Raw genomic sequence first — 26,885 nt, forward strand, 5'->3', positions numbered from 1 at the left:
CGGAAGCGAAAGCGGATGCAAAAATAATACTTCATATATATTATCTCCAAATTTTTTCAGAACTTTTTTCTAACTTTCTTTCAATGCAAAAACGTTAAAAGCTTATCCTGAGGTATTTCCAACACACATCAACAATATATGAACAGAACGAAATGCTATGGATAAACCCGCCACTCACACCAACATCACCAGGAGACTGCTTTATATTCCATTAGGAAAGCAACCACACACATCCAAAAGCGGATGCAAAAGTAAACAACTTATAGGTATATACAAATATTTGGGAAGATTTTTTTAGAAAAATATATACTATATCATCTATAAACATTTATTATCAATAGATTGCAAATCGGCAGCAACCCAATACAGGCTCTGGGGCATCGTATCGGGATATGTGGTTGTGTGTATTATGTGAACCGCTTTTTATGTGTGACCAGGAAATACTATGGATCATTTAGTAGTTATTTCCTCGGATAATTAGGTCCATACAACATAGTCTTCTCCCTCACTACTAACTTCCCGTCTTTTACAAAGTCTTCACCGCGTTCGCTTAAATGGCGAATCATTTCATTGCGCATTTCCTCCAATTGCTTTTTATATTTTTTATCATTGACGGCATTATGCAATTCCTGGGGATCTTTGGTTAAATCAAATAACTCTTCAGCGCCGGTGTGGATACGCCATACGTATTTTATTTTGCCATCGGTCAATGCGCACCAATAATTGTCATCACTATAACAGGTAGCATGTTCCAGGTCCAAATATTTGCGCCAGTTCGTTTCCGTACCTTTGGCCAGTGGTAACAAAGAACATCCGTCCATATCAGCAGGGATGGTCACATCAGCCGCATCCAGGAAAGTAGGAAGAATATCACGCAATCCTACAGGAGCATCTATTTTTCCCGGTGCTATATGATCAGCGGCAGGCCATTTCACGATATACGGCACATGAGTGGAACCTTCATACGGATAGGTTTTTCTCCAATGGTAATGATCGCCCATCATATCACCATGGTCGGAAACGAAAACAATCAATGCGTCATCATACATGCCCTTTTTTTTCAGTGTCTGGATGACTCTGCCTATCTGTTCATCAATGAAAGTGATGTTGGCATAATAATGTCGTTTGGAGTTACGTGCATATTCATTACCAAAATTACCGTATGGTGCATTTTTCGCCACTTTTTCAGAATCCAGTTTCTTAGCATATTTGTCACACCATTCACCGATAGCCGGATCTGGAATTTGGGCATCTTTATATATATCCAAATATTTTTGTGGCGGATCATACGGACTATGTGGACGGGCGAACGAAACTTTCAAGAACAAGGGCTTGCCAGCCGGATCGTAGTTGCTAATAAGTTCACAGGCCATTTCCCCTGTCCAATAGGTAGGATGAAGGTTTTCGGGCAATTTATAAATACTTGCCGCACGGTCGTTCCATCCGATACCGGTGACGTCAGGATCCTTTCCGGGGGCTTTTGTTTGAAACCATTGGCGGTAATCACTGGTAAAATTTTCGTCCTCCACGCGTCCGCTCTCATCCAGCAAAGTGCCTTCAAAGCCATGTTTCGCCCGTTGGGGACGCCAATGCATTTTTCCGATTCCAAAAGTATAATAACCGGCATCTTTCAGCATCTGCGGCATTTCGTATTTATATTTGGGAATATGATATGAGGATGTTTTTGCGTGTATGCAAAAGATGAGTATAATCCGGCCGTGACAGCCAATGTACATTTCAGGTTGCTTAGAATATTCATGTTTATAAGTTTTTCACAACATTATTGGTAAAGGTAGAAATTTTGAGTCATAAATGGTCATTAAGTTGAGATACATTAAACTGATGTCTTGTTTCGTACGTCACTGAAACAATAAAAAACGGGAGACCTGCAAACACAGGCCTCCCGCTGCCGGTATAATAAAACCAAAGCTACTTCTTCGGCCGGAAGGTCAAATCCACCACGTCTGCACCTTTAAACAGCGATTTGGCGAATTTTTGAATGTCCTTCGGAGTCAGTTTGTCGAGGATTTCCTCGAAGTTCTTCGGGTCGGCCGGATTGATACCCGTCAGATAATAATCATAGAGGGCATCCATCCAATAACTGTTGTGCGGCTTCGACTGCTCACGGCCTTTGCGCATAGCAGCAACCACTTTATTAAATTCTTCGGTTGTCGAAGCTTCCTGCATTATCTTTTCCGTCTCGGCATAAATCAGACTCTTCAGGTAGTCGGCCCGCTCCGGGTCGCAATCAAATGCCATCACCATAGTATAGCAGGTGTAGGGCTCCCGACTGGAACTGGCATCTATGTTCACCCCATACGTACCGCCTTCTTTCTCCCGGATATTCTCTGTGTAACGGAGATTCAGGATGCCTTTAAGGATAGCATTGCAGAGGTTGTTGCGGACACTGTATTTCATCTCTGTCAGGAAACTCGTGATAACCGTTGCTTTCGGCGTTTCAAAATCCAGTTCGATAACCTTCACCGTTTTGCCTTTCGGACAACGTACGCCATGATCGCGCCAAGTCTCTTTGCGATAGTCCGATTTCAGCGAACCGATGTATTTTTCCACCAACGGTTTCACAGTTTCGGCATTGATGTTGCCGACAATGAAGAAGACAAAGTCGCTGGCATCCTTGATACGTTCCCGGTAGATCCGCTCCATCTGGACAAAGTCCAGACGGTCTATGTAGGCTTCATTGTAAAGCAACGTACGCGGGTGATAGTTGCTCATGATAAGGCTCATCGAATCCTGCATAATCATCTGCGGGCTGTTTCCCATATTATGGAGGGCAGCCCGGCTGCGGTTTCGGATGGACTCGAACATCTCCCGGTCGAAACGGGGCTTTTCAAATCTCAGATAAAGCAGTTGCAGCATGGTTTCGAAATCTCCGGGAGAAGAAAAACCGCTCACAGTTTCCGCTAAGTTACCGATACCGACTTCACATGAGGCCATTTTACCGGTCAAGAGCTTCGCAAGAGCGATGGCATCGAAATCACCGACTCCCATAGCGGAAGCAAAATTGGAGACATTGGTAGCCGAAGGCAGCAGCTCCGTATCGTAAAGCGAGGTTCCGCCCTTGCTGTAGGCATACAACGCTACGTCTTCCTTTTCGTAATCCGCTTTACGGAACACCACTTTCGCACCATTGCCGAGCGTCCACTCCACGGCTTCGAAGTCAGGCAGCGCTTTTTCCGCTACGACCTCCGAACCCGGCAGGTCTTCGCTGATGAGGGAACCTTCAGCCACCTCGTCCTGATAAGGGGCGATGTCCGCCCTGGAAACCTTATCCATAATGGCCAACGCTTCCTCCCGCGTCAGGTGCGCAACGCCTTCCGACGGACCGTTGATGACAATCGTCCGGTTGCGTCCGGTGTTGCCTTCGGCAAATTTGGCGTTTACCTCCTCCACCGTAATGGTCGGAATGAGGCGGGTCACATAACGGTAATAATATTCAAAGTCCACCATCGGTTCCTGTTCCAGAAAATGGGCCTGCATGCTTTGGATAAAACTTTCATGGGGCACGCGGTCTTTCTCTTTGTAGGAAGCTTCCAGTCCTACCAGCATATTGGTTTTTACCCGTTCCAGTTCGGTGGAGGTGAAACCATAACGCCGCACCCGTTCGTTTTCCGTCAGGATGGCTTCCAGCGCCTCCGCTTCACCGTTGGGTTTGGCGCTCACGGAAATCCCGTACGAATCATAACCACGCACCAGGCCGCTGAAACCGATGTTACCGCCAAGGAAAGGAGGGTTCGCCTGCTGCATCAGTTCGCCGATGCGGGCATCTATCATACTGTTACAGAAAGAAACCAGCAGGTTATCTTTCAAATACCGGTGGGTATTTTTCTCCTCCGCTTTCGCGCCCGGCAGGATGGTGGTGATGCTGACGGAAGACTGCTGTACCTCTTTGTCAGTGGCTAAGCAATAGTACATTTCCTCGTGCTCCGGAATTTCGAAGAAAGGACGCGGTTTAGGGTTCTTGACAGCCGGGATGGAAGAGAAAATTTCCTTGATGCGGCGTTCCATCCAGGCCACGTCGAAGTCTCCCACCACGGCAATGGCCTCTAAGTCCGTGCGGTACCATTCGTGATAAAAATCGCGGATGGTCTGGTGCTTGAAATTCTTGATCACGTCCAGGCTCCCGATGACATCGCGCACGGCATATTTCGAGTCCTTGAACAACACCGGCATCGTCTGTGCCAGCAGGCGGAACTGCGGCGTACGACGGGTGCGCCACTCTTCGGATATCACGCCCCGTTCGGCGTCGATTTCGTCGCCGTCGAGTGTCAGGTAGTACGACCAGTCGTGCAGAATCAGCAGGCAGGTGTCCAGCAGCTTCACGTCCGTGGCAGGTACGGCGCTGATGTTATACACCGTTTCGTTCTGGGCGGTGTAGGCATTGATGTTGCCCCCGAAAGTAACCCCGTATTTTTCCAACGTGGTAATGATTCCCTTGCCCGGAAAATTTTTGGTGCCGTTAAAGGACATGTGTTCCAGAAAATGCGCCAGACCGTCCTGGTCGTCGTTTTCGAGCAGTGCGCCGGCATTGCGGATGATATAAAAATCGGCGCGGTTCTTCGGTTCTTCGTTGTGGCGAAGATAGTAAGTTATACCGTTGGGCAGCTTACCCACCACCATGTTCGGGTCCGCAGGCAGCGGAGCCGAGAGGTCCTGCGCATGACTCCCCGAAAAGAGAAAAACGCAGGTCAGAAATAAAAATATCCGTAAGTTCATCATCTTTATAGTATTGAATTATTGTATCGCATCCAATTGTATTTCCAATTCGCCGCTGCCGTGTCCGGAGAAGACAATCTTTCCTTCCGGATTGACAAGCAAGAAAGTAGGCACCCCCCGAAGGTCGTACAATTGCGGGAGGGCTTTATTCAGCGCCGGCGTACTGAGCAATTGCGTCCATGGCAGCTTTTCCTCCCCGACAGCCCGCTGCCAGTCCTCTTTTTTCTGGTCGATGGAGATACTCACGAATCGCACGTCTTTCCCGTAACGTTCGTACATCTCGCGCAGATGGGGAAAGCTGGCGCGGCACGGACCGCACCACGATGCCCAGAAATCGATAATCGTATATCCTTCCGAGCTCAATTGGGCAAGGAGCGACACGTTTTTTCCATTCATATCGGTCAGTTCGCCGTCTTGCAACGGAGCACCTTGAACAAAGCGGACGGCTTCATGCAGGTATTGGCGGAAATCCTTCAATCCGGCACAGGTGTCCTGATACGAGGCAAACAGCTGCTCCATTTCGTCGAGGTAAGCCCGGTTATAGGTAAAAGGGGATTTCTTCACAGTCTCCGCCACATAAAGATTTGCCGCCAGGTTGGAATTGTTCCGGATAAATGCCTTGCCGATTTCGTGGAGTTGTTCCATCATTGCATTGATTTGCCGGTTTTCATCCAACGTGAGATTCTCTTTTCCCCGGAGTTCATATAAGTCGTAACGCAACGGGATGGTCTGCTGCTGGTAGCGGTAATAGGCATCCTGGGCAGGCGACCCTTCCAGTCTGTAATTCTTTTCTTTCCGGATGTCATAACGCCAGAACGCCTGCGGCAGACTGTCGAAGTGAGGAGTGGTAAAGGTCAGTTCACCATTCTCCACAAACAAATCGATGTTGCAGGTACGGCTGGATTCCGGATCTCCCCCGATACTCTTGATATAGTCATAATTGTCCAGATTCAGCCGGCAATGGGTAGGGACATCCAATTTCCCGCGCAATTCGAATTTTTCATCGATAATATAACCGGTAAATTTCTGCATTCCCCGCCCATTCAATGTCTTTAACATGACTTGGGTGCTGTCCATGGCACCGGGCACAATGCCGCGCAGGACAAAGTGGTCGGCCGGTTGCCGCGAACAGGCAACCGCACCGAGCAATAATAAAAAGTAGATTTGTTTCATGGCCTATTATTTATTTTCTTGTTCGACAACCCGCCGTATCCCGTCCAATGTCCGCTTCACACCGGACAATTGTTCGTCGTCGGGCAACACCGGCAATATCTTGTCACCCAACGCAACAAGACGACGGCACCATTCAACGGGCAATTCCCGCCGGAAACAACTCAATGCCCCGAAGTAATTCTCCAAATCCTTTGAAGTGAGTTTCGTACCTTGCCGCTCCATTTTATCCACGGTAAGTCCCGCCAAGCGGTTCCCGCATGCATCGTAATTGTCCGGAACCTCAAAATCATGTCCCCAGGAAATACCTTGAAAAGCGTCCGCATAAAAACGAACGGCCTGTGAATTCACCTCCGGCATTTTTCCGGCAATCCAGTCGGTCAAAGCCTGCACCTCCTGTTCCACCACCCAACCGGCCAATACCCGCATCTCATCCAATTGCGGCAAATGCAAACCTTTTACCTGGGCGCATAAATCCCCAAAAGAGATGCTGTCACGGATTTCAAGCCCTTTTATCCATTTTTCCAGTATTTTACCGTAACGCACGGACAAAAAGCGGTCAACCTCTTCCCGTCCCGTATTGGCACGGATTTCATCAAGGTGGGAAAGCATAAACGCACACATCGGGGAGTTGAACGTGCAATAATTATCCGTGTACAACCGCCAGAATTCTTTCTGCACCCGCTCTTTGTCCGAAAGGCGTCCCCACAATTCCCGGTAAATTTCAGCAGCTTTATCGCTATCGACAGCATCCGCCAGCGCCGCCTGATAAGCCATCAATCTGACATTGCCCATGCCTCCCCGGGCATATTCCTGTTCCAATCCCCAAAGATTGGTGAGGTCATTCAATCCCTCTTCCACACAAGGGATGAGAAAATCCAAATCACCGCCTCCGGCCCGTTTGTGCAGGACTGTCCCATCGGGACGGATAAGGATAAACGTCGGATAGGCGCCAACCCTGAACCGTTTGGCAAGTCCTATATTTTCATCTTTGGTCATGTCATATTTCACGCAAACGAAACGGGGATTAAAATAGTCCCCCGCCTCTTTTTTAGGGAATACCTCTTTCATCATCTTATAACACGGACCACACCAGGGCGTGTAACAATCCATAAAGACCCATTTGTTTTCGGTTTTCGCCTGTTTCAAGGCTTCTTCTAAGGAAATATCCCGGAAAACGACACCCTCCTGGGCCACCGATATTCCTCGGAATAACAGGCCAACGACGAATAACAGCAATATTCTTTTCATTCCACAAGAATTAAAATCAAAAGCCTATTAATTTTTCCACGGCCATCCGCAACGCATCGGCACTATGCCCGCTGAATACGACTTTTCCGTCGGGACTGATAAGCAGCAAGCGGGGAATACCGGAAATGTGGTAAGCATAGCTGACAGCGATAAGCTGATCACGGCTGCCCGCCCACAATTGGGGCCACGGCATTTTTTCTTTTTCCACAGCCTTTTCCCAATCGGCCTTTTCCTGGTCAAGCGACACGCTGACTACCGCCAGACGGTTCCGACCATAACGTTTATAAAGCTGTTCCACCTTAGGAATCGCCCAACGGCAGGGGCCGCACCACGACGCCCAGAAATCGACCAGCGTATAACGGCCGGGCTGTACGTATTTCGACAATTTCACCGTATCGCCCGCAGGTTCAGTCAGTTCCACATCCTTGTAATCCGCTTCCTTGCAAAACGTACGTGCCACCTCCGCTACTTTCAAAAGGTAGGGACGACGTACCGTATCGTTGATTTGCCCGATGACACCGACCAATTCTTCCACTTCTTCCGGAGTCCGCACAAAAGTGGTTTTCAGCAATCCTTCCGCAATGTAAAGCGACAACAACGATTCCGGATGCCGACGGACAAATTCCATTTTAGCGGCATCCATGGCTGCTTCCGCACTCTGTTTCTGTGCATACCATTTATCAAACAGGCGATTGTACTCTTGCGGTGTATAGTAACTTTCCCGCAAACTCATCATCGCCAAAGAATCGTCAGCCTTACGGAGTTCCAAGCACACCGGCAACGAGGCTGTCCGATATTCATAAAAATCCCGTTGCAGGGCACCGCCTTCCACCGGTGTCCTCAGTTGGGAAGTCTCCGCTAAAAATGCAGAGGTAAACTGCATGCTGTCAAGATGGACAGCTCTTACCGTCAACCGGGAATTATCGAGAAACAAGTAGGTGTTGGCCAGTTTTATTTTCTCCGGCAAGGATTCGATGTCCTGATTATGGATTTGCAATTCGCAATACAACGGTGTCCGTACCTTCCCCTGCAATTCGAATCTGCCGTTTTTCACCACTCCGGCAGCTATCGTATCATACTTTTCATTTTCCGCATTACGGATGACAACGGTCATGCCATCCTGCAAACCGGGGAAATTTCCCTGTACTGTAAACCCGTCATGACGGGAACCGCAGGCGCTGCACAAGAGCAGCGCCGCGGCATAGAAGAAAACTTTATTCATAAAACCATTTTCAAATTGATATTACTTCCCGGCATCGCGGCAACAACGCACACGCATCAGGATGTCCAAAGTCTGAGTTCCCCGATAGATACTTTCATTATTTCCGAAAATCTTACGATACCAGACGGTCTGAATATCCAACGAGCTATCGGTGTTTTCCGTAGCTGTCCAGAAATAACCGAACTCTCCGACCTGCAACAAATACAAACCCCGACCATCTTTCCAGGCTCCACCGGACAATTGCATGTTGAATCCCAAACCGTCTTCGCCTTGAGTAAGCAAAGTAAGGAAGTAGTTGCCCCTCCAGCCTTTCTGATTTGCATCGGCCTGTGACATGCCCAATGCCCTTTCCAGATTTTTCCAATCCTCATCCGTCGGCAAACGCCAGCTGTCCGGACAAAGCGTATTGGCCTCTTCCCAGGTGTAAAAATTCCCGTGTTTGTTGTAATCCGCTTCCAAATCGTCATTCCCGTTCTTCGAGGTCACTGACTGAGGCCCATAATATCCAGCAAATGCTCCATCAAATAACCTTTCATAATACGGGTCACCATACTTCAGATTGGAAGTCATCCATTCCAAATCACCGATTCGAATCCATTTGTAAATGTTGCCATCACGCACGTCTGTAAATTCGCCTTGGGCAGACGGACGGACATCCGGTAATTTATCATCGTCGCTGCATGAACAGAAAACAGCCCAGCAGCACATAAACATTGCTATTAATCTATTCTTCATAATCATTTGAATTTTATTCCCAAATCCTCCGCTTCTTTCTCCACCAACGGTTTTATAATCTCATATTTCATCATAATTATCTCATATTGCCCGTATTTTGCCCTGAACTCTTCTTCTGTTTCCAACAACACCGCTTTGATATATGCGCTTACATCCTGCATAGCACTGGGCAAATACATTTCATCCGCATCCTCCAGAAACCCCTTTCTGTACAAATCTTCTAATGTTTCTACCCAAGACCATAATTTGGATTCACCATAATCCCACATATTGACCATCAGGAAATCATACGCTTTACTTCCCTCCCAATAATTCGCCTCATTGACACAGAGACGTGAAAAAATGATAGTACAACACAAATCCTGGACATATACTTCCGGTTTGACATCCTCGGCGAAAAGCCCTTCTATCGCCACCGCCATACATCTCGAATTAATCTCGCATACTTTAGATTCCCAAGTCACTTGTTCCGTCATCCAATCTTCCTTCCTCAATTCGATTTTATTGACAGCAAGGATGGAATAAGGCAGTTTGTTTAAAGAGGATTTCAAATTATTCACCAGAAAATCGTACGCCTTTTGTTGTTGGGCCATACCATCCAAATATTCATACCTCAGGATATAATCGCGTTTTACAGATCCCAAATCCCAATCCATGGCAAGCAATTCCGTGTCGTAATACGGATTCCCGAAAGCATCCACTCCCATGTATTCATGGCGTAAAGTATCGTTGAACAATAGGAAACACCCGGTTTTTTCATAAAATTCCCGTCTCAACTCAGATGTTGCGTCCGTTGCTTCCGGAGCGGGAGCAAACGGGTTACGGACTTTAGCGGGCGTCACATTTTCTTTCCCGCAAGAAAAAAGACTTCCGGCCAAGATTATCCAAATAAAAATATGTAGTCTCATACGTCTTTATTTTTTACTGTTATAACCATTCCAAAGAATCATTCCAACCGTCTTCCACCCCTTCGCACCAAAGGAACCAATCATCCGAATAACTTTCGTAAGGGGCCTGGTCGTACAGGTCGTACAAACTTCCTTCACCCTGTAATTCCCAGCACTGCTCCATTCCAAACTTATAGCCCGCTTTATAAATAGGACTATCTTTCGGATCAGGTTCCACCACCCCTCCCGGAGGCGTTACCCCGGGGAAGACAGGGGGAGTATAGGACATTCCGGGACGTTCCGGACGGAAGTTGTTTGCCAGCGTCGGTTGAAAATCCAGCACCTCTCTCGGCAATGCCAGTGTATAGGCCAAATCGTTTTCCTGCAATGTATACCCTTTCGACTCTACCGGTTTAGCAACACCGAGACCGCCCTGCATTTCATATTTTGTATAGGAATGGGTAATGGTTTTTGAATAGGGGTATTTTTCCCGCACGGAATAACGGCGCAGGTCGAACCAGCGATGCCCCTCGAGACAAAGTTCGCGTTGGCGCTCCAAACGGATCAGGTCCGCCAATTGCTGTCCGCTTTCCGTAATTGCTCCGCTCGCCCGAAGCCGTTTGTCCCGCAGTTTTTTCAATAATGTGCGTGCCGTAGCTTCATCACCGGCAAGGGTAGCAGCTTCCGCTCCGTTCAGGTAAGCTTCCGCCGTACGGAAAAGGAAATTGTCCGAAAAATTCCGGGTAGAAGCATTTTCCCATCCACGGACTTTTCTGAAAATCCAGGCTTCCACGTAAGGCACCTCCAACGTAGAACCGACATAACCGAGCGTGTCTTTACAAATGTAATGACGGGTTCTCAAATCGTTTTCCCCCTCTTCCTCAAAAGCTTGAAGCAAATCCTCGGAAATGATATAATTCGGAAGATTTTTCCATACCTTATCTTTCATACCCCGGATGGGATGAATGCTATACGCCATGACATACCCTCCCATGGAAAAAATCGTTTCAGGCGAAGACTCACCCAGCACTTCGTCTCCGTTGAAAGAGGTTAAATCCAAGAGTTCCTGTTTGTTCTTCAATGTTTTATCGGCGTATTCCAGTGCATTTTTCCAATCCTGCATATACAGAAGCACCCGGCTCTTCAACAGATAGACCGCCGTAATGTCTGCCCGATAAGGGAAGTTTTTTACGGATGTCCGTGCCAAAGAGGTTTCAGCCGTTTCCAAATCTTTAAGAATCTGTTCATACACTTCGCTTACCGTAGCACAGGTATAATCCCTGTCTTCCACCATGACGGACAGTTTAAGCGGAATGGCAGGAACAGCAAGGTTTGCGCTACAATAGGGTTTTCCATACAGATTAACCAACTCAAAATAATACAATGCCCTCAAAAAAGCCGCTTCCCCTTTAACGCGCTCGATTTCCAATGCTTCCCTTTCGTTGGCGGGCGTCAATTTGCCGGCCTCACTCAAGAGCGAATTACAGGCGTTGATAGACTGGTAAGCCTGTTCCCAGTCCTGATTTTCAGCTACATATTTATCTTTATCATACGTCAACCCGACCATCGACTGCCAGGTGTGCCAGCCGAACATGCTCGACTGCAAGCCGGCAACATCGTTTTCATTATGAGGAGTAAATTTGGACAACTCATCCGCCATATAATGGATACATTGGAAACGGGGGTTTTCAATGGCATATCCGTTGTAATTTCCCAAATCCGTCACGGCAGAAAATGGCAGATAAGCTTCGCCTAACAATATCTCATCCAAATCCTCCACGCCCTCTATTTTTGCCAAGTCTTGGGAATATTCCTCCAAAAAACTGGAACACCCCCCTAAAAGCAAGGCAAAGCTCAATATATTCAATATTTTTTTCATATATCAGTCGTTTTAAAATGAAACATTCAAACTCAAAGAGTAAGTAGGACGTTCGCTCAGTTGGATGGTAGCGAAACCACTCTGTGTAGGCGTCTGGCCTTTGAGTTCTTTCGCCGAAATCGTAAACAGATTGGCAGCTGAAAGTGTCAGCGACAAACGTGCAAGTCCCGACTTTTTCAAAATATTCTCCTCAAAATCATAAGTCAGGCTTAAATTGGAACATTTCAAGTAATTACCGCTCACTACCCGGTGGTTTCCGTAATCATACATTTCCCAGGGATTATCGGCAACCCGATTCCCCTTCCAATCTGCTTTTCCGGAACTCCAATGGTCATAGTATTTATAATAAGCATGATTAGAAGGCGTAATGATAGCCGGAATATTGCTCCTACGCTCGTCTCCGGGATGTTGCCAACGTTTCATTAAATCCCTGCTCACGTTGTTTTCCGGATAAATTTCCTGTACTGCCAAAGTCGGATCGGCAGAGTTATACATGCTGAACAAACGGATTTTGTTACCGACACTATAGGCAAATACTCCGCTAAAATGGATATTCCTCCAACGGATACTGGTATTCAAGTTTCCGGAAATCGTCGGCTCACGTCTTCCGGAAGCCTCCAATACCCGCGTGTAAAAATCACGTTTGTTCAAAGTGAGTAGCAAATCCCGCTCGTCCTCGCAATCGTCAAACACGGGACCGCCGTCTACCGGACTTAATCCTAAGAATTTATAAGAATAGAAAGTACCGACCGGCTTCCCTTTAATCAACACGGAGCCATCCAGAAAATTGTCCAGTTCGTATTGTTCCCCGTCGGGATTGGTGTTCAACTTATTAAACACTTGGGAAAAAGAAGTGGATAACGACCAACGGAAATCCCGGTTATTAATCGGAGAAACTGTCAATGAGACACTGTACCCCTGATTATCGATATATCCTCCGTTCATAACATAACTATTTTTACGTACACCGTTCATCGTAGCAATCGTTTTGGTCATAAAAGCGTCTTCCGTATGCTTCCAATACACGGAGGCATCTACCTGCAATTTGGACTGGAACAATGAAAAGTCCATTCCTAAGTTATAAGAGGTTGTCTTCTCCCATTTCAAATCGGGATTGGGATAACGCTCTATGGAAGAGGTATATTCATTGTAATGAGTATTCAAGGTTCCCTTTTTAATGACCATCACAGGCGACTGCCCCTCCAGCATATTCCCTTGATATCCGAAAGAAGCCTTGAGGGACAGAAAATCGAGCCAATCGTTTTTCAACCATTCGTGTTCCGTCAGATTCCAATTGGCAGAAGCCGACCATACAGGCAAAAGTTTGTCATTGCTTTGGTCACCGAATTTGTTTGAACCGTCTATTCGGGCATTCACATTAACCGTAAAATAACTGAAATAACTGTATGCCAATGAAATGTATGCCGATAATAAGTTCGATTTAGAATCCTTCAATACAGGTACATTGGAAGCCATCCACCTTTGATAATCGGGATAAAGCGACAAATCGATGTCGTCTACAAAAGACATGCCCCGGTCTTTATAATATCCCCGCATCTTGGTATCAAATGATTTTATACGCGAAGAATTCAATTCGAAACCTAAATTACCTGATATATTATGCTGCATGTCTATACCCAAATACTTGCTGGCATTTAATTGCAACCGTGCCGTATAGGTGCGGTTGTCCGATTCGGAACGACTTAACTCGCCGCCATAAGGTAGCGTACACATTGTACCTGAACCGGTTTCCGCCAGCACACCCCTTTCCGTTTTCCGGAGACTGGCGGCATACCAACTGTTTTCACCCCACCATCCTTCAATACCTGTATGATTCGTGGAATAGGAAACAATGGCATTCGCATTTAACCAGTCTGTAAACCGGAATTGCAAATTGGCATTTGCCGTTATTCCCGAACCTTCCTGTTCGTAAGAACTATTATCCAGTTCATTCAATATGTTGTAATTGAAAAAAGTATTCAACAACCCATCGTTGGCTTTTTTCTTGTAATAGAAATACTCACCGTTTTCATCAAAAGCGGGAATTGCCCGGCTGGTTTTGTAAGCGTACTGCATCGGAGCCAACTCTTGTTGATAATAGGTCCGACCGGTCGTATTTCCGATTAATCCTACCGAAGCAGTCAACCAAGGTGCCAGGTTGGCATCGAATTTTATGTTGGCCGTATAACGCCGGTTGTTATCGCCTCTAATCACGTCATTGTCCCGGGTATATCCGAACGACGCATAATAACGGACGGTTTCCGAACCTCCGGAGATACTTAACGTATGGTTATGAGAAAAGCTGTCCTTGGTCAGCAAATCGAACCAATCCGTGTTGGTGGTTTCAATTTTAGCAATCTCGGCATCGAATTGTTGCTGTGTAATTTCGCCGGAATATAACTTTGCCAACCAATATTCGTAACCGATCATATTCATATTTTGGGGATATTCGTAATGCAAAGCCGTCAGGTCGCGGGAAAACTGAATGCGCTCTTTGGAATTCATAACATCGACGGAGCGGTCGGTATAACGCGGACGCTGGCGCATGGTAACCGTTGTGTTGTAACTGATAATAGGTTTTCCTACATGTCCTTTTTTGGTGGTTACCACAATGACACCGTTAGCCGCTTTCGTTCCGTAAAGCGCTGTCGCCGCCGCATCTTTCAACACGTCGATACGCTCGATGTCCTGCGGGTTGATACCGGAAATAGCGTTTCCGATACGGTTGATGTAGTCCGGGTCATTCAACTCTTCCGGAGAAATATCCACCGGGTCCTGCATGATGATACCGTCGAGTATCCACAACGGTTCGCGGTTACCAATCAACGTCGAGGTTCCGCGGATACGCAGTTTGGGAACCACTCCAACCTCACCGGAATTCAACGTAAACATCATGTCCGGAATACGCCCCTGCAACATCTGGTCGATAGACGATACACCGGGAATCATAACATCTTCCGCCTTTACGGTGGTCACCGCGCTGGTATTCTTGCGCCGGTCGATGGTCTGGTAACCGGTAATCACCACCTCCTCCATCTGGGTGGATTCCTCCTCCATGACAATGTCGATTTCCTTTTGTCCGGTATACTTCACCTCCTGCGCTTTCATACCGATAAAGGAAAACAACAGCCGGATATCCTGCGAACCGGGCAATTCAATGCTGTAATTTCCCTTCTCGTCGGTCACCACCCCCATCATCGTCCCCTTAATCAACACCGTTACACCGGGAAGGGGATGGCCTTTTTTGTCTTTTACGACGCCCTTCACACGGGCGGGATTCTGAATCTGTTGCTGCGGCAGCTCCTTCACCACGATAATATCTTCTTTCAGCACCCAGGTCAGTCCGGTGGAAGCAAACACCTTGTCCAGCACTTCCGCTACGGTTTCGTTTACGGCATCCACAGACACCCGTCCTACACGTTCCCCCTGCTCTTTGCTCATCATAAACTGCAATTTGGTCTGCTCGCGGATTTGCTCCAGCACCTGCCGCAACGACACTTCCTGCAGTTTCATGTTCACCCGTTCCCGTTGCGCCAACGTGTTAGCGGACAAACTGAAAGAGAACAGGCAAACCAGAATAACACACAATTTCATCATTTTTCCGATTTTTTGCCAGCGATAGTGATAAATACCGAGGCATTCTTGTTTCTTTTTCATAAATTTGTAATGAAAGATTAAACATCACAACCAAACGGACACCAACCGTTTCGTTGCAAACCTATCTTAATACAAGGAAGTGCCCCCACACTTCTCTTATTTCATTCCACCATAATCGTACGCTCACTGATGTGAATAACAATACCCGTAGATTCCGTAATGGCTCCGAGTATTTTCCGGATATTCTCATACCGTTTCAAATGGCCCGAAAACTGGATGTCTTTTTTTCCTGCTGACCGGAAAACAACTTTCACGTCATACCAGCGTCCCAACTCTTCTAAAATCTCTTCGAGCGTATCATCGTTAAAACAAAATTCCCCGTTTTTCCAGGCCACATATTTCCGGACATCCACCTCTTGGAGACTGATTTCCCCGCTACGATGGTCGCAAGAAGCCAACTGCCCCGGACACATCCGCCACTCTCTGTCACTCCCCGCCCTGGAGATACCAATTTCACCCGATACCAACACCGTTTCCATAGCCCGCACACCATGGGTATTCACATTAAAAGCAGTGCCATATACCCGGATATTCACCTCGTCCGTTTCCACATAAAACGGCCGCTCTGCATCCTTTGCCACCTCAAACCAGGCCTCCCCTTTCAAAAAGACCCTTCTTTCGGTTACTGCAAAAGCCACCGGATAACGAAGTTCCGAACCCGCATTCAAGTGCACGGCAGTCCCGTCGGCCAGCAGCAAGCGGTATTCCCCGCCATAGGGCACGGATAATGTATTATAAACCTCCGTCTCCGGTTCAGGCACCGCAGGATTAGAATAAACCACTTTCCCCGAATCTATCCGGATGTTCCCGTTCGTCTCGTACAAATCCAACTGTCCCGCCTCTTCCAAAACAACCCGTTTGCCACTGCTCAATTGCAGGAATGCCCGGCAATTGCCCGGTTTCACCACAAATTGCGTCATTTTTCTTCCCTCCTCCAGTTCACCCTGCTCCGCCAACAACCATACAGTACCCAAAGCCATAAGCAAACTGGCAGCCACAGACAAGCGAACAAGGCTTCTCCTCATCCCCCGTTTCCGCATCTTCCCCCGGAACTTCCGGTACCCCCGTTCGGGCTCCCATCCGGCATACCGCCGGAATTCCGCTGCCAGATACTCATCATTTCCCATCTCCTCATACAACCGCCGCATCCTTTTATCCTCCAGCAAACGTCCTACCTCCACCTGCTCATCGGCCGTAAGACTTCCCCCATAAGATTTTCGCAACAAAGCCACCGTCCTTTCAACACTTTTATCCATTATTTTTCCATTTTTATATTTATTGTGCATAACAAAAGAAAAAGGGTGACAAGAAAAACACTTTTTTACAAAAGTGACAGTTAACAAGAGCTACCGTAGACACCCCACCCCGTCAAATCAGAATGACGAGGGCATAATAAGCATGAATATCCATAACTTTCTTATGGATGAGAAGAGCTTGATGATACAACCAAAAACTAATTTTTCAAGATAAGAAAAATGCCAACCAGAAAATATTGGCATCCCCTTTTATTTTTCCGCGCAACTGTTTAAAGCTGCGTTTTTTATGAGTCTTTACCGTATTGACGGATATGCCCAACTTTTCAGCAATTTCATTCACGGACAATCCTTCCACGCTCATCCGGATAACCTTGCGCTGTTCAGGCGGTAATTCCTCTATATAGAGATACATTTGCCGGAGCAATTCCTCGCGGACGGTTTCAATAAACATCTCATCGAATTCCGGACCATTTTCTTCCATCAACCGGCCCAGATGCTTGGACTTGCACTTCTCACGCCGCAGCCACATCATCGCCCGATTATAAGTTGCCCGGTAAAGATAATTGGTCAGTTCTTCCATCTGGACAAATTTCCGCTCGCTATTCCAGACATACAGGAGAATGTCCTGCACCAAATCCTCGGCAATGACGGATTCCTGCACCAAACGCCCGGCATAAGAACACAAAGCCGCATAATAATAGCCGAAAACTTCCTGCCAAAGCTCCTTATCCTTCTCGTTTACCGCTTTTAATATCCGACCTGCATCCATATTTCCGGCACTATGATTCACTTTGACACCTCAACCGGTAATCCTCCAACCGGAATCCCCTCAGAAAATCCTCCGTCCGCATCCTCTTTTTTCCTGACAACTGCAATTCCTTTACACGGATAAGGCCTCCTTTCACATATACATCAAAAACGGTCTTTCCATCAGTACCGATTTCCCCGGCAGAGCGGTTGTGACTCTGCCATATCTTGACTGCCTTAAATATTTTGAGTGTCAGGACTTCACCATCCGTCCCAACAGCCTGTAATTCCGTCCATGCCCCGGGAAAAGGAGACAATCCCCGGATATGATTATAGATAATTTCCAACTCCCCGTCCCAACGGATTTTCATGTCTTCCTTAAATATCTTCGGAGCATTTATCGCCTCACGTCCTTGAAGCAAACGGCTCTGGTCGGTCAATGGGTAATCGCCCGCCTCCATCGCCCGCACAGTCTTCAACAACAAATCAGCCCCCTTCTCCATCAACTCATCGTGCAATTCTCCGGCAGTCATTTCCTCTCCGATTTCCACCTTCTCTTGGAAAATAATGTTTCCGGTATCTATCTCATGCTTCAAAAGAAAAGTCGTCACCCCGGAACAGGTCTCCCCGTTCATCACAGCCCGGTTAATCGGCGCCGCTCCCCGGTAATCCGGCAATAAAGAAGCATGCAGATTCACCGTTCCCAACGGAGGCATGTTCCATACCACCTCCGGCAGCATCTTAAAAGCAACCACCAATTGCAGGTCCGCTTTTAACGCCGCCAACTCCTTCAGAAATTCCTCCTCCCGGAATCGCTCCGGCTGCAAAATCTTCAATCCGGCTTCCCGGGCATATTTCTTCACCGCCGACTCCTGCAACTGCTGTCCCCGGCCTGCCGGCTTATCGGGATTGGTAACCACACCGACAACCTGAAATCCAGCCTCTACAATTTTTTTCAGAGGCAGGACAGCAAAATCCGGGGTACCCATATAAATTATACGCAATTTATGTCCTGGCATCTTTTTTCTTTCTTATAAAGGCTATCAATTTCTTAAAAATTTTCGTATAAGCTTCCGTATTCATCATTTCGGAATCGGTTACCGACTTATAAGTCAATATAATTCCCAAGGGTAACAAAATAAAGGCAGAAATCCACATGCCGGCAGCCGGAGAAATGACAGCCTCCCGGGCCGACCTTTCTCCCATCATCGATATTATATAATAGATGATAAACAAAAACACGGAAACTACAACAGGCATTCCCAATCCTCCTTTCCGGATAATCGCACCCAACGGTGCACCGATAAAGAAGAAAATAAAACAGGCAAACGAAAGGGAAAACTTCCGGTGCCATTCCAACTGATTTTTAATGACTTTCTCCTGCTGACCTACATAGTACTGCAAATCATCCTGCATCCGTTGTTTTACTTCCCGGGCATACTGCAAAGCATAATCCACAGCCTGTTTCTGGTCGTCAGGCTCAAATGTCAGGAACAAACTGTCTGCATTATTGTATAATCCCCGACTTTCTTGCATCAAGACACTGTCTCTTCGGGGATTGGAATTTTTACTCTTCTGATAATTATTAGCCAAAAGCCGTTTGGTATCTCCCGCTTTCTTCTGACTTAAAAACGCCTGGAGAGAGTCTATCGTATAATTCAGTTGCTTCAGGTTCAACATCATAGAATAGGAACGCATAGTCCCCTCTTCTGACCGTTGCAAATCAGTACCGGGCAAATCAATCAAGACGGTTTGCTTATCAAATTTTAATCGTCTGAAAGGGAATGTCTTACGGGCATTTATATTTTTCAGTCCCTCGTCCGTATAGGTATGCCCATGATACAAAACAAGCTCCAGCGTATTCGTTTTCAGATCACTGAGCATCATACCGGAATCTGCTTTGGTTACCTCATAATTTCCCGTACCATCCTTATGATTGTATATCAGCATATTATACATCATACCGGTATTCTTATCTATTTTGTCTATTTTGATACTATACCCCTCTAAATCGTTGGTGAAAATACCTTCTTTAAAAGACATTTCCGGTTTTTGTCTCCGGATATCACCAATCAGGGTATACATTTTCAGATTAGCCACCGGCAGTATATTATTTGAAAATACAAAAGCCATCACCGTCAGAAAGACTATCAGGAAAATCAGTGGTTTCATGATCCGGTAAAGCGAAATCCCGGCAGACTTCAAAGCAATCAATTCATAGTTTTCCCCCAAACTGCCGAAAGTCATAATGGAAGACAACAAAACAGCCAAAGGCAAAGCCATAGGAACTAAAGTAATCGCCACATAAAACAACAATTCCGCAATAACGGCAAAATCCAATCCTTTCCCTACCAAATCATCAATCATACGCCAAAGGAATTGCATAATCAGAACAAACATGCTAATAAAAAAAGTAGCAACGAACGGCCCGATAAAGCTCTTCAGCATGAATACATATAATTTTTTCATCTTTTCCCATCCTGGTAAACAGGTACAAAAATATCATTAATTTTGATTCAGAGAGATAATAGCCAAGCGAAGAATAACAAAAACAAATCAAGCCCCCAGATTCCGGTGAAGAATATCCATTTGTTTATTCCACAATTCCACAGCATCCTCCACATCGTCTTCATCAGCAAAATCGGTAATATACAAAGAAACGTCACCAGTCAAAGGTTCTACCTGTATACGGAATTCAAAATATTCCTCCTCATTCTCCGCATCGTTCCAGCAAAAACGTACCAGACTATTATTTTTCAGTTCCAGAAGAGTGGCAACATGTTTAGCTCCATTCCAAATAAAATCAAATTGGTCGCCTTTTTGAAAAACATCATCCGCAAACCATTCAGAAAGACCAGCAGGCGTACTTAATCGAGAAAATAAAACTTTAACAGAAGATGAAAAAATATACTCTAACTCTATTTTTTTTCTCATAGCATACTAAAATTTAAGACTAATTTACTCAAAAAATAAATATGGACCAAATATTCCTTTTTTAAACAAAGGTATCCTTGGAAAACTCCCGGTTCATAGCCTCTGTAAAACGTACTTTCCACTCTTCTCCTCCGCCTTCATCCATATAAGCCAGGCGGGTAATGATATCCGCTAAAGAAAGGTGATGAAAATCCACTGCCGGAAAATACGAAACATCATTATCATCCCGCACTTCCACCAAAATTTTTTTATCCACCAATTCCTCCAAAACAATCCGCGCTTTACTGGAACTTAACCGCAATTTTTTACAAATCATGGCTAAAGTGGGTCCACCCTTTGAATGAGTATACTGCTCTGCAATAAATCTCAACATTTTGATCGTAATGTTCACATTGTCCACCCACCGGTTATCAGCCCGGAAAACTCCCGAGTATAAAAAATGCCGGTTACGCATAATATAACACAATTCCGTTCCCCACAGGACGATGCTCCAACTTAGTTGCAACCAGACCAACAACAAAGGCAAGGCAGCAAGTCCGCCATAAATGGCATTATAAGAACTCACCCCCACCTGAAAGCGAATATAAAACCATTGCACTACCTGAAAAATCGTTCCGGCTATTATTCCGGCCACCAAAGCATATTTAAATCTGACAGGAGTGGTCGGCATAAACATATACAAAAAAACAAACAAAAACCACACCAATACATAAGGCAGTATGGTTAATATAGCTTTCAACGCTGCACTGGCATAACTCAATATTCCTTCATCCATAGCATAAGCCTGCAGGCTGGACATCATAAAAACGTTCATACTGCTAATCAAAATCACCAATATAGGAGCAATGAATAAAATAGACATATAATCGGTAAACTTTTTCACCAGAGAACGTCCTTTCTTCACTCCCCAAATGCGGTTCATAGCCAATTCTGTACTGGAAAGCATCTTCACTACCGACCAAATAAGCAAGACAATACCTATTCCGGTAATCACACCGCTTTGAGTAGTGTTATCCAGAGCTTTTCCGGCCACCTGCATCACCCATTCCATCACTTCCGGATTAGTGTATGTCTGTTCTTTCAGCCAGTCTTCCAATGCCCTTGCAGCCCCGAATCCGCGGGCAATAGCCAAAATCAGTGCAACTACAGGAATAAAAGACAATGTAGAATAAAAAGTCAATGCAGATGCGGAAATCGCAGAAGCATCTTTAATAAAACGGTCTACCGACACTACGACAAAGGCCACTATTTTTAACAGAAAATCTGATAAAAAAGTAGATATGCGCCAATCTCTTCTTAATACAGAATAGTAAAAATCTATTACCAGGTATTTTTTTAAACTAAATCTACGCCTTCCCATGGTTATTATTTACTTAAACAAGTCAAAGGTAGAAATAAATTCGGAGGTAACTGAAATGGTTATAAAACGAATTGATAAAAAAAAGAGATCGTCCTGATAAGGACGACCTCTCCTATATGACAAATAAGCATAAAATTTACTTGCCGTATTCCATGGCAGCCAGACGTTTATATCCGCTCAGCTTCCACTTTGCATCGTTCTCAGTTTCCTGGAACAGACGTTCTGCATCCTCCGGAGTCGCTTTCATCAGAGAATTAAAACGAACCTCTCCCATCAGGAATTCACGGAATTTAGAATAATCCGGTTCTTTTGAATCCAATTGGAAAGGATTTTTACCCTCCGTTTCAAGCATGGGATTATAACGGTATAATTGCCAGTAACCGCATTCCACTGCTTTTTTCTCTTCCTGTTGTGATTTACCCATGCTGGCTTTCAAACCATGGTTGATACAGGGAGCATAAGCAATAATCAAAGACGGTCCGGGATAAGCTTCTGCTTCCTTAATGGCTTTCATGTATTGAGCTTGATTAGCACCCATAGCTACCTGAGCCACATAAACATATCCATAAGACATGGCCATCATACCTAAGTCTTTTTTGCGAATCCGCTTCCCACTGGCTGCAAATTTAGCCACAGCACCGGCAGGAGTAGATTTCGAAGACTGTCCCCCTGTATTGGAATATACTTCAGTATCTACTACCAAAATATTGACATCCTTACCGGTGGCAATTACATGGTCCAGACCGCCATAACCAATATCATAGGCCCAACCGTCACCACCGAATATCCATTGTGATTTCTTGGTAAAGTAATTCTTTAAACTCAGGATTTCTTTAGCTACAGGAGCAGTTTCCTTTTCCAGGGCCGCAACCAGAGCGGAACTGGTAGCCAAGGTATTGTCCCCGTCTTCATAAGCTTCAATCCATGCCTGGATAGCTGTCCGGGTCTCAGCAGAGAAAGTGTCCAGATTTTCTTCCGCCAAACGTCTTACCCGTTCACGCAAACGGGCAGCGCCGGCAGCCATACCGAATCCAAATTCAGCATTATCCTCAAACAAAGAGTTAGCCCAGGCCGGACCACGTCCGCTCTTATCATTTACACAGTAGGGAGTGGAAGGAGCCGAAGCACCATAAATGGAAGAACAACCTGTTGCATTGGCTATCATCATTCTTTCGCCGAATAATTGGGTCAATACTTTGATATAAGGCGTTTCCCCACAACCGGCACAAGCTCCGGAGAACTCAAACAGAGGCTGGGCAAACTGTGAATTTTTCACATTATTGGGAGCAACCACTTGTTTGTATCCAACTTTTTTATCCATATATTCCCAGCGTTCAATTTCAGCCGACTGGGTCTCCAAAGGTTTCATAACCAAAGCCTTATCCTTAGCAGGACAAACATCAGCACAGTTGCCGCAACCGGTACAGTCAAGCGGAGTCACCTGCATTTTGAATTTATAACCGGCCAGTTCTTTACCAATAGCAGGTTTAGCCTGAGTACCGGCAGGAGCAGCAGCCAATTCTTCGTCAGTCAACAGGAACGGACGGATAGCAGCATGAGGACAAACATATGCACACTGATTACACTGTATACAATTCTCCATCTGCCACTCCGGAACATTCACAGCAATTCCCCGTTTTTCAAACTTAGCAGTTCCATTGGGGAAAGTTCCGTCTTCATATCCATTGAAAGCACTTACAGGCAGATCATCCCCCTTCTGGGCATTCATCACATCCACAACTTTCCGGACAAATTCAGGACGTCCTTCATCATGACGAATCTCATCATCAGGGAGATTCTTCCATTCTGCCGGAACAGCCACCTTAACCAAGTTTCCTTCTTTCCCTCCTGCATCAACTGCCGCATAATTCATATTTACCACAGCCTCACCCTTCTTACCGTATGATTTTTCAATGGCATGTTTCATTTCGCTCACTGCCAATTCATAAGGGATAACGTTGGTAATCTTAAAGAAAGCACTTTGCATGATGGTATTGGTACGGTTGCCCAATCCCAGCTCCTGTCCAAGCTTCGTCGCATTAATGATGTAGAAGTTAATTTCATTCTCAGCCAGATAACGCTTCATCTGATTAGGCAAATGTTTTTTAGTTTCCTCTTCGTCCCAGATAGAATTCAAAAGGAAAGAACCGCCTTTCTGAAGCCCTTTCAACACGTCATACATATGAATGTATGCCGGAACATGACAAGCTACGAAATCAGGAGTAGTTATCAAATAAGTTGAACGAATCGGACAATCCCCGAAACGCAGGTGAGAAGCTGTAAAACCGCCTGATTTCTTAGAATCGTAAGCAAAATAAGCCTGACAATATTTATTGGTGGCACCTCCAATAATCTTGATAGAGTTCTTATTGGCACCAACCGTACCATCCGAACCCAAACCATAAAATTTAGCTTCATAAGTTCCTGCAGGAGTCATTTTCACATCCTCTTCAGCTGGCAGCGAACGGAAAGTCACATCATCCAGGATACCAATGGTAAACTGGTTTTTGGGTTCGCTCCGTTCCATATTTTTATAAACGGCAATAATCTGGGAAGGAGTAACATCCTTTGAACCCATACCATAGCGTCCGCCGACAATCAACGGAGCATTTTCCCTGCCGTAGAAAATATCTTTTACGTCCAGATACAAAGGATCACCGTTAGCTCCCGGTTCTTTTGTGCGATCCAATACAGTAATCCGTTTTACGGTAGAAGGAACCGCTTCCATGAAATACTTGGCAGAGAAGGGGCGATACAGATGAACAGCAATCATACCCACTTTTTTACCATTCGCATTTTCATAGTCAATAACCTCCCGGATAGTCTCCGTTACAGAGCCCATGGCTATAATGATATTCTCAGCATCGGCAGCTCCGTAATAGTCGAAAGGACGATATTTCCGGCCGGTTATGGCACTGATTTTTTCCATATAATCAGCTACCATATCAGGCACTGCATCGTAAAATTTATTTGAAGCCTCACGTCCCTGGAAATAGATATCCGGATTCTGGGCAGTTCCACGGGTAACCGGATTCTCCGAACTGAGAGCACGGTCACGAAAAGCCTGTAAGGCATCCATATCCACCAGGCCTTTCACATCTTCCATCTGTAACTCCTCGATTTTCTGAATCTCATGAGAAGTCCGGAAACCGTCAAAGAAATTCACAAACGGTATACGGGATTTTATGGCGGTCAGATGAGACACTGCAGAAAGGTCCATCACTTCCTGAACAGACCCAGAAGCCAACATAGCGAAACCGGTCTGACGGGCAGCATATACATCGGCATGGTCTCCGAAAATATTCAAAGCATGAGCAGCCAGGGCACGGGCACTAACATGAAATACACAAGGCAATAATTCTCCGGCAATTTTATACATATTCGGGATCATCAACAACAAACCCTGCGATGCGGTGTAAGTCGTAGTCAAAGCTCCCGCCTGCAAAGAACCGTGAACAGCACCGGCAGCACCGGCTTCAGACTGCATTTCAATTACGCGAACTGTCTCGCCAAACATATTTTTCCTTCCCTTAGCAGCCCATTCGTCAACGTTCTCAGCCATCGGTGAAGACGGAGTGATCGGATAAATACAAGACACCTCGCTGAACATATAAGCAATATGGGCAGCAGCTGCATTACCGTCACAAGTAATAAATTTTTTCTCTTTTGCCATCTCTATAAAATTAAATTTATTTCATTCTGAATTGGAAACAGCTTACCAAACAATTTAAGTCCGTTACTTTTCCTCTCCATTTTTTAATTACTATATTTTTCATCAATAAGTAAATCCCGCCAGCCAAAGCGGAATCACGTTTCCTTTGCCCCGTTCAATCATATCCTCCATAACAATAACGGAAGATTCCAATTTGCGGCCTTTCCCCTCCTGGCATACTGACACTTTGTATTTCTCATCCACCAAGAAATCAGCATGATCAGTGTAATGAATCTGTCCTACCGGACACAATTGGCTCAGGAAAAAAGATTTGCGTAAAACAGCAGGATCAACCTCATCCAAACATACGGCATTCAGTAAATTCGGATTATGAATATATAATTTTTTAGGTTTTTTTCCACTATCGTCATCATTATCCGTATCGTATAACAATGTCAATAAGCGGGCATCTTTCATGTAATTCAGGTAATTCAACACAGTAGCCCGGGAAACACCAATCGCCGAGCTCAATTTACTGATATTCACATTAGAATTCGTATCAATAGCAGCTATATAAAGCAATTGTTTCAGCTTAACCAGATACTTTAACTCTATCTGACGCACATAGGGAATATCAAACTCCAACGTAAGGTTTACATTCTTCAACAAATAATCTATATGCGACTTTTGCTCCAAATAAATAGGATAATACCCATACTCCAGGTAATTGCTGAAAAAAGCCAATGGTCTTACCTTACCCAATATATCTTCTACAATTTCTTCATGATGTCCTATGATGTCCTCGAAAGAATAAACCGAAAATTTTTCTCCTGTCTCTAACTCCAAAAATTCCCGGAAGGACAAACCACTCAGATTATACATATCCACCACTTCTTTCAAATAAGGATTGGATTTGATGCGAACAATGGAAGAAGATGTAAAAATAATCTGTAAATCAGGAAAAGCATCATAGCAGGCTTTTAATTCCTTATCCCATTCCGGGTATTTATGAACCTGGTCGAGCAACAACACTTTTCCACCCAGTTTATAAAAATAAGCTGCAAAATGAAACAGTCCGTCATGGGCTATAAATAAATTATTGATATTGACATACAGACAGGTCGGCTCACCGGAATGGTATTCTCTGTAATAATCCAATAAAAAATTCGTTTTCCCCACTCCCCGGCTTCCTTTTACGGCTATCAGACGGCTCTTTCGATTAATCCGATCCATTAATCCCCGCCGGATTGCAGAACTACGTTCTTTCAAAAGCGTGTGGTGTGTACTGACTAAACTGTTCATTTCTGTATTTTTGCAATACAAAAATAGTAGAAAATAATTAAAAGTGCAATCCAGAGATAGCAAATACAGGATTAAAGTGTAATTTAGACTTATTACAAA

The 26,885-nt window shown here is 45.3% G+C and carries 16 protein-coding genes and 1 pseudogene; all 17 read right to left on the reverse strand.

Annotated features, from left to right (window positions below; genetic code table 11):
• Nucleotides 1-461 precede the first annotated feature (461 nt).
• Nucleotides 462-1,759, reverse strand: a pseudogene (locus D1136_RS07395) (arylsulfatase).
• A 170-nt stretch (nt 1,760-1,929) separates the two neighbouring features.
• Nucleotides 1,930-4,737: a pitrilysin family protein gene (locus tag D1136_RS07400; protein WP_237567017.1), complete on the reverse strand. Its 2,808-nt coding sequence runs from the start codon at nt 4,735-4,737 to the stop codon at nt 1,930-1,932.
• A gap of 15 nt (nt 4,738-4,752) precedes the next feature.
• On the reverse strand, nt 4,753-5,907 hold the full coding sequence (locus D1136_RS07405; RefSeq protein WP_161877000.1) for a TlpA disulfide reductase family protein: 1,155 nt from the start codon (nt 5,905-5,907) through the stop codon (nt 4,753-4,755).
• Nucleotides 5,908-5,913: 6 nt separating this feature from the next.
• On the reverse strand, nt 5,914-7,155 hold the full coding sequence (locus D1136_RS07410; protein ID WP_161877001.1) for a thioredoxin family protein: 1,242 nt from the start codon (nt 7,153-7,155) through the stop codon (nt 5,914-5,916).
• 16 nt (nt 7,156-7,171) lie between these two features.
• Nucleotides 7,172-8,377, reverse strand: coding sequence for a TlpA disulfide reductase family protein (locus D1136_RS07415; protein ID WP_161877002.1), 1,206 nt, complete (start codon nt 8,375-8,377; stop codon nt 7,172-7,174).
• Nucleotides 8,378-8,398: 21 nt separating this feature from the next.
• A complete protein-coding gene (locus D1136_RS07420) occupies nt 8,399-9,112 on the reverse strand; it encodes a fibrobacter succinogenes major paralogous domain-containing protein (protein WP_161877003.1) in 714 nt (237 codons plus the stop codon).
• 2 nt (nt 9,113-9,114) lie between these two features.
• On the reverse strand, nt 9,115-10,020 hold the full coding sequence (locus tag D1136_RS07425; protein WP_161877004.1) for a hypothetical protein: 906 nt from the start codon (nt 10,018-10,020) through the stop codon (nt 9,115-9,117).
• Between the two features lie 19 nt (nt 10,021-10,039).
• Complete coding sequence (locus D1136_RS07430) at nt 10,040-11,878, reverse strand: RagB/SusD family nutrient uptake outer membrane protein (RefSeq protein ID WP_161877005.1); 1,839 nt, start codon at nt 11,876-11,878, stop codon at nt 10,040-10,042.
• A 12-nt stretch (nt 11,879-11,890) separates the two neighbouring features.
• Nucleotides 11,891-15,535, reverse strand: coding sequence for a SusC/RagA family TonB-linked outer membrane protein (locus D1136_RS07435; RefSeq protein WP_161877006.1), 3,645 nt, complete (start codon nt 15,533-15,535; stop codon nt 11,891-11,893).
• Nucleotides 15,536-15,636: 101 nt separating this feature from the next.
• Nucleotides 15,637-16,791, reverse strand: coding sequence for a FecR family protein (locus D1136_RS07440; protein ID WP_161877007.1), 1,155 nt, complete (start codon nt 16,789-16,791; stop codon nt 15,637-15,639).
• Between the two features lie 205 nt (nt 16,792-16,996).
• Entirely contained in the window at nt 16,997-17,560 is a 564-nt protein-coding gene (locus D1136_RS07445; protein ID WP_161877008.1) for an RNA polymerase sigma factor, read from the reverse strand.
• Between the two features lie 10 nt (nt 17,561-17,570).
• On the reverse strand, nt 17,571-18,557 hold the full coding sequence (fmt, locus tag D1136_RS07450) for a methionyl-tRNA formyltransferase (protein WP_161877009.1): 987 nt from the start codon (nt 18,555-18,557) through the stop codon (nt 17,571-17,573).
• Complete coding sequence (locus D1136_RS07455) at nt 18,544-20,007, reverse strand: LptF/LptG family permease (RefSeq protein WP_161877010.1); 1,464 nt, start codon at nt 20,005-20,007, stop codon at nt 18,544-18,546. Before D1136_RS07455 ends, fmt begins: the two co-directional genes overlap by 14 nt.
• Before the next feature lie 87 nt (nt 20,008-20,094).
• The gene (locus D1136_RS07460; protein WP_161877011.1) at nt 20,095-20,472 is read right to left on the reverse strand and encodes an START-like domain-containing protein; all 378 of its coding nucleotides are present in this window, start codon (nt 20,470-20,472) and stop codon (nt 20,095-20,097) included.
• A gap of 61 nt (nt 20,473-20,533) precedes the next feature.
• Nucleotides 20,534-21,832 (reverse strand): YihY/virulence factor BrkB family protein, encoded by a 1,299-nt coding sequence (locus D1136_RS07465; protein ID WP_161877012.1) that lies wholly within the window; start codon nt 21,830-21,832, stop codon nt 20,534-20,536.
• Between the two features lie 136 nt (nt 21,833-21,968).
• Nucleotides 21,969-25,505: a pyruvate:ferredoxin (flavodoxin) oxidoreductase gene (gene nifJ, locus D1136_RS07470; RefSeq protein ID WP_161877013.1), complete on the reverse strand. Its 3,537-nt coding sequence runs from the start codon at nt 25,503-25,505 to the stop codon at nt 21,969-21,971.
• 102 nt (nt 25,506-25,607) lie between these two features.
• Nucleotides 25,608-26,786, reverse strand: coding sequence for an ATP-binding protein (locus tag D1136_RS07475; RefSeq protein WP_161877014.1), 1,179 nt, complete (start codon nt 26,784-26,786; stop codon nt 25,608-25,610).
• Nucleotides 26,787-26,885: the final 99 nt, after the last annotated feature.

This window comes from Odoribacter sp. Z80 (assembly GCF_009935865.1).
Classification (GTDB): Bacteria; Bacteroidota; Bacteroidia; order Bacteroidales; family Marinifilaceae; genus Odoribacter.

Bases quoted from the DNA above. Each gene is read 5' to 3' on its own strand.
- D1136_RS07475 (WP_161877014.1), bottom strand. From the start codon at position 26,786: ATGAACAGTTTAGTCAGTACACACCACACGCTTTTGAAAGAACGTAGT.
- D1136_RS07455 (WP_161877010.1), bottom strand. From the start codon at position 20,007: ATGAAAAAATTATATGTATTCATGCTGAAGAGCTTTATCGGGCCGTTC.
- D1136_RS07400 (WP_237567017.1), bottom strand. From the start codon at position 4,737: ATGATGAACTTACGGATATTTTTATTTCTGACCTGCGTTTTTCTCTTT.
- D1136_RS07440 (WP_161877007.1), bottom strand. From the start codon at position 16,791: ATGGATAAAAGTGTTGAAAGGACGGTGGCTTTGTTGCGAAAATCTTAT.
- fmt (WP_161877009.1), bottom strand. From the start codon at position 18,557: ATGCCAGGACATAAATTGCGTATAATTTATATGGGTACCCCGGATTTT.
- nifJ (WP_161877013.1), bottom strand. From the start codon at position 25,505: ATGGCAAAAGAGAAAAAATTTATTACTTGTGACGGTAATGCAGCTGCT.
- D1136_RS07405 (WP_161877000.1), bottom strand. From the start codon at position 5,907: ATGAAACAAATCTACTTTTTATTATTGCTCGGTGCGGTTGCCTGTTCG.
- D1136_RS07425 (WP_161877004.1), bottom strand. From the start codon at position 10,020: ATGAGACTACATATTTTTATTTGGATAATCTTGGCCGGAAGTCTTTTT.
- D1136_RS07445 (WP_161877008.1), bottom strand. From the start codon at position 17,560: ATGGATGCAGGTCGGATATTAAAAGCGGTAAACGAGAAGGATAAGGAG.
- D1136_RS07410 (WP_161877001.1), bottom strand. From the start codon at position 7,155: ATGAAAAGAATATTGCTGTTATTCGTCGTTGGCCTGTTATTCCGAGGA.
- D1136_RS07430 (WP_161877005.1), bottom strand. From the start codon at position 11,878: ATGAAAAAAATATTGAATATATTGAGCTTTGCCTTGCTTTTAGGGGGG.
- D1136_RS07465 (WP_161877012.1), bottom strand. From the start codon at position 21,832: ATGGGAAGGCGTAGATTTAGTTTAAAAAAATACCTGGTAATAGATTTT.
- D1136_RS07460 (WP_161877011.1), bottom strand. From the start codon at position 20,472: ATGAGAAAAAAAATAGAGTTAGAGTATATTTTTTCATCTTCTGTTAAA.
- D1136_RS07420 (WP_161877003.1), bottom strand. From the start codon at position 9,112: ATGAAGAATAGATTAATAGCAATGTTTATGTGCTGCTGGGCTGTTTTC.
- D1136_RS07415 (WP_161877002.1), bottom strand. From the start codon at position 8,377: ATGAATAAAGTTTTCTTCTATGCCGCGGCGCTGCTCTTGTGCAGCGCC.
- D1136_RS07435 (WP_161877006.1), bottom strand. From the start codon at position 15,535: ATGAAAAAGAAACAAGAATGCCTCGGTATTTATCACTATCGCTGGCAA.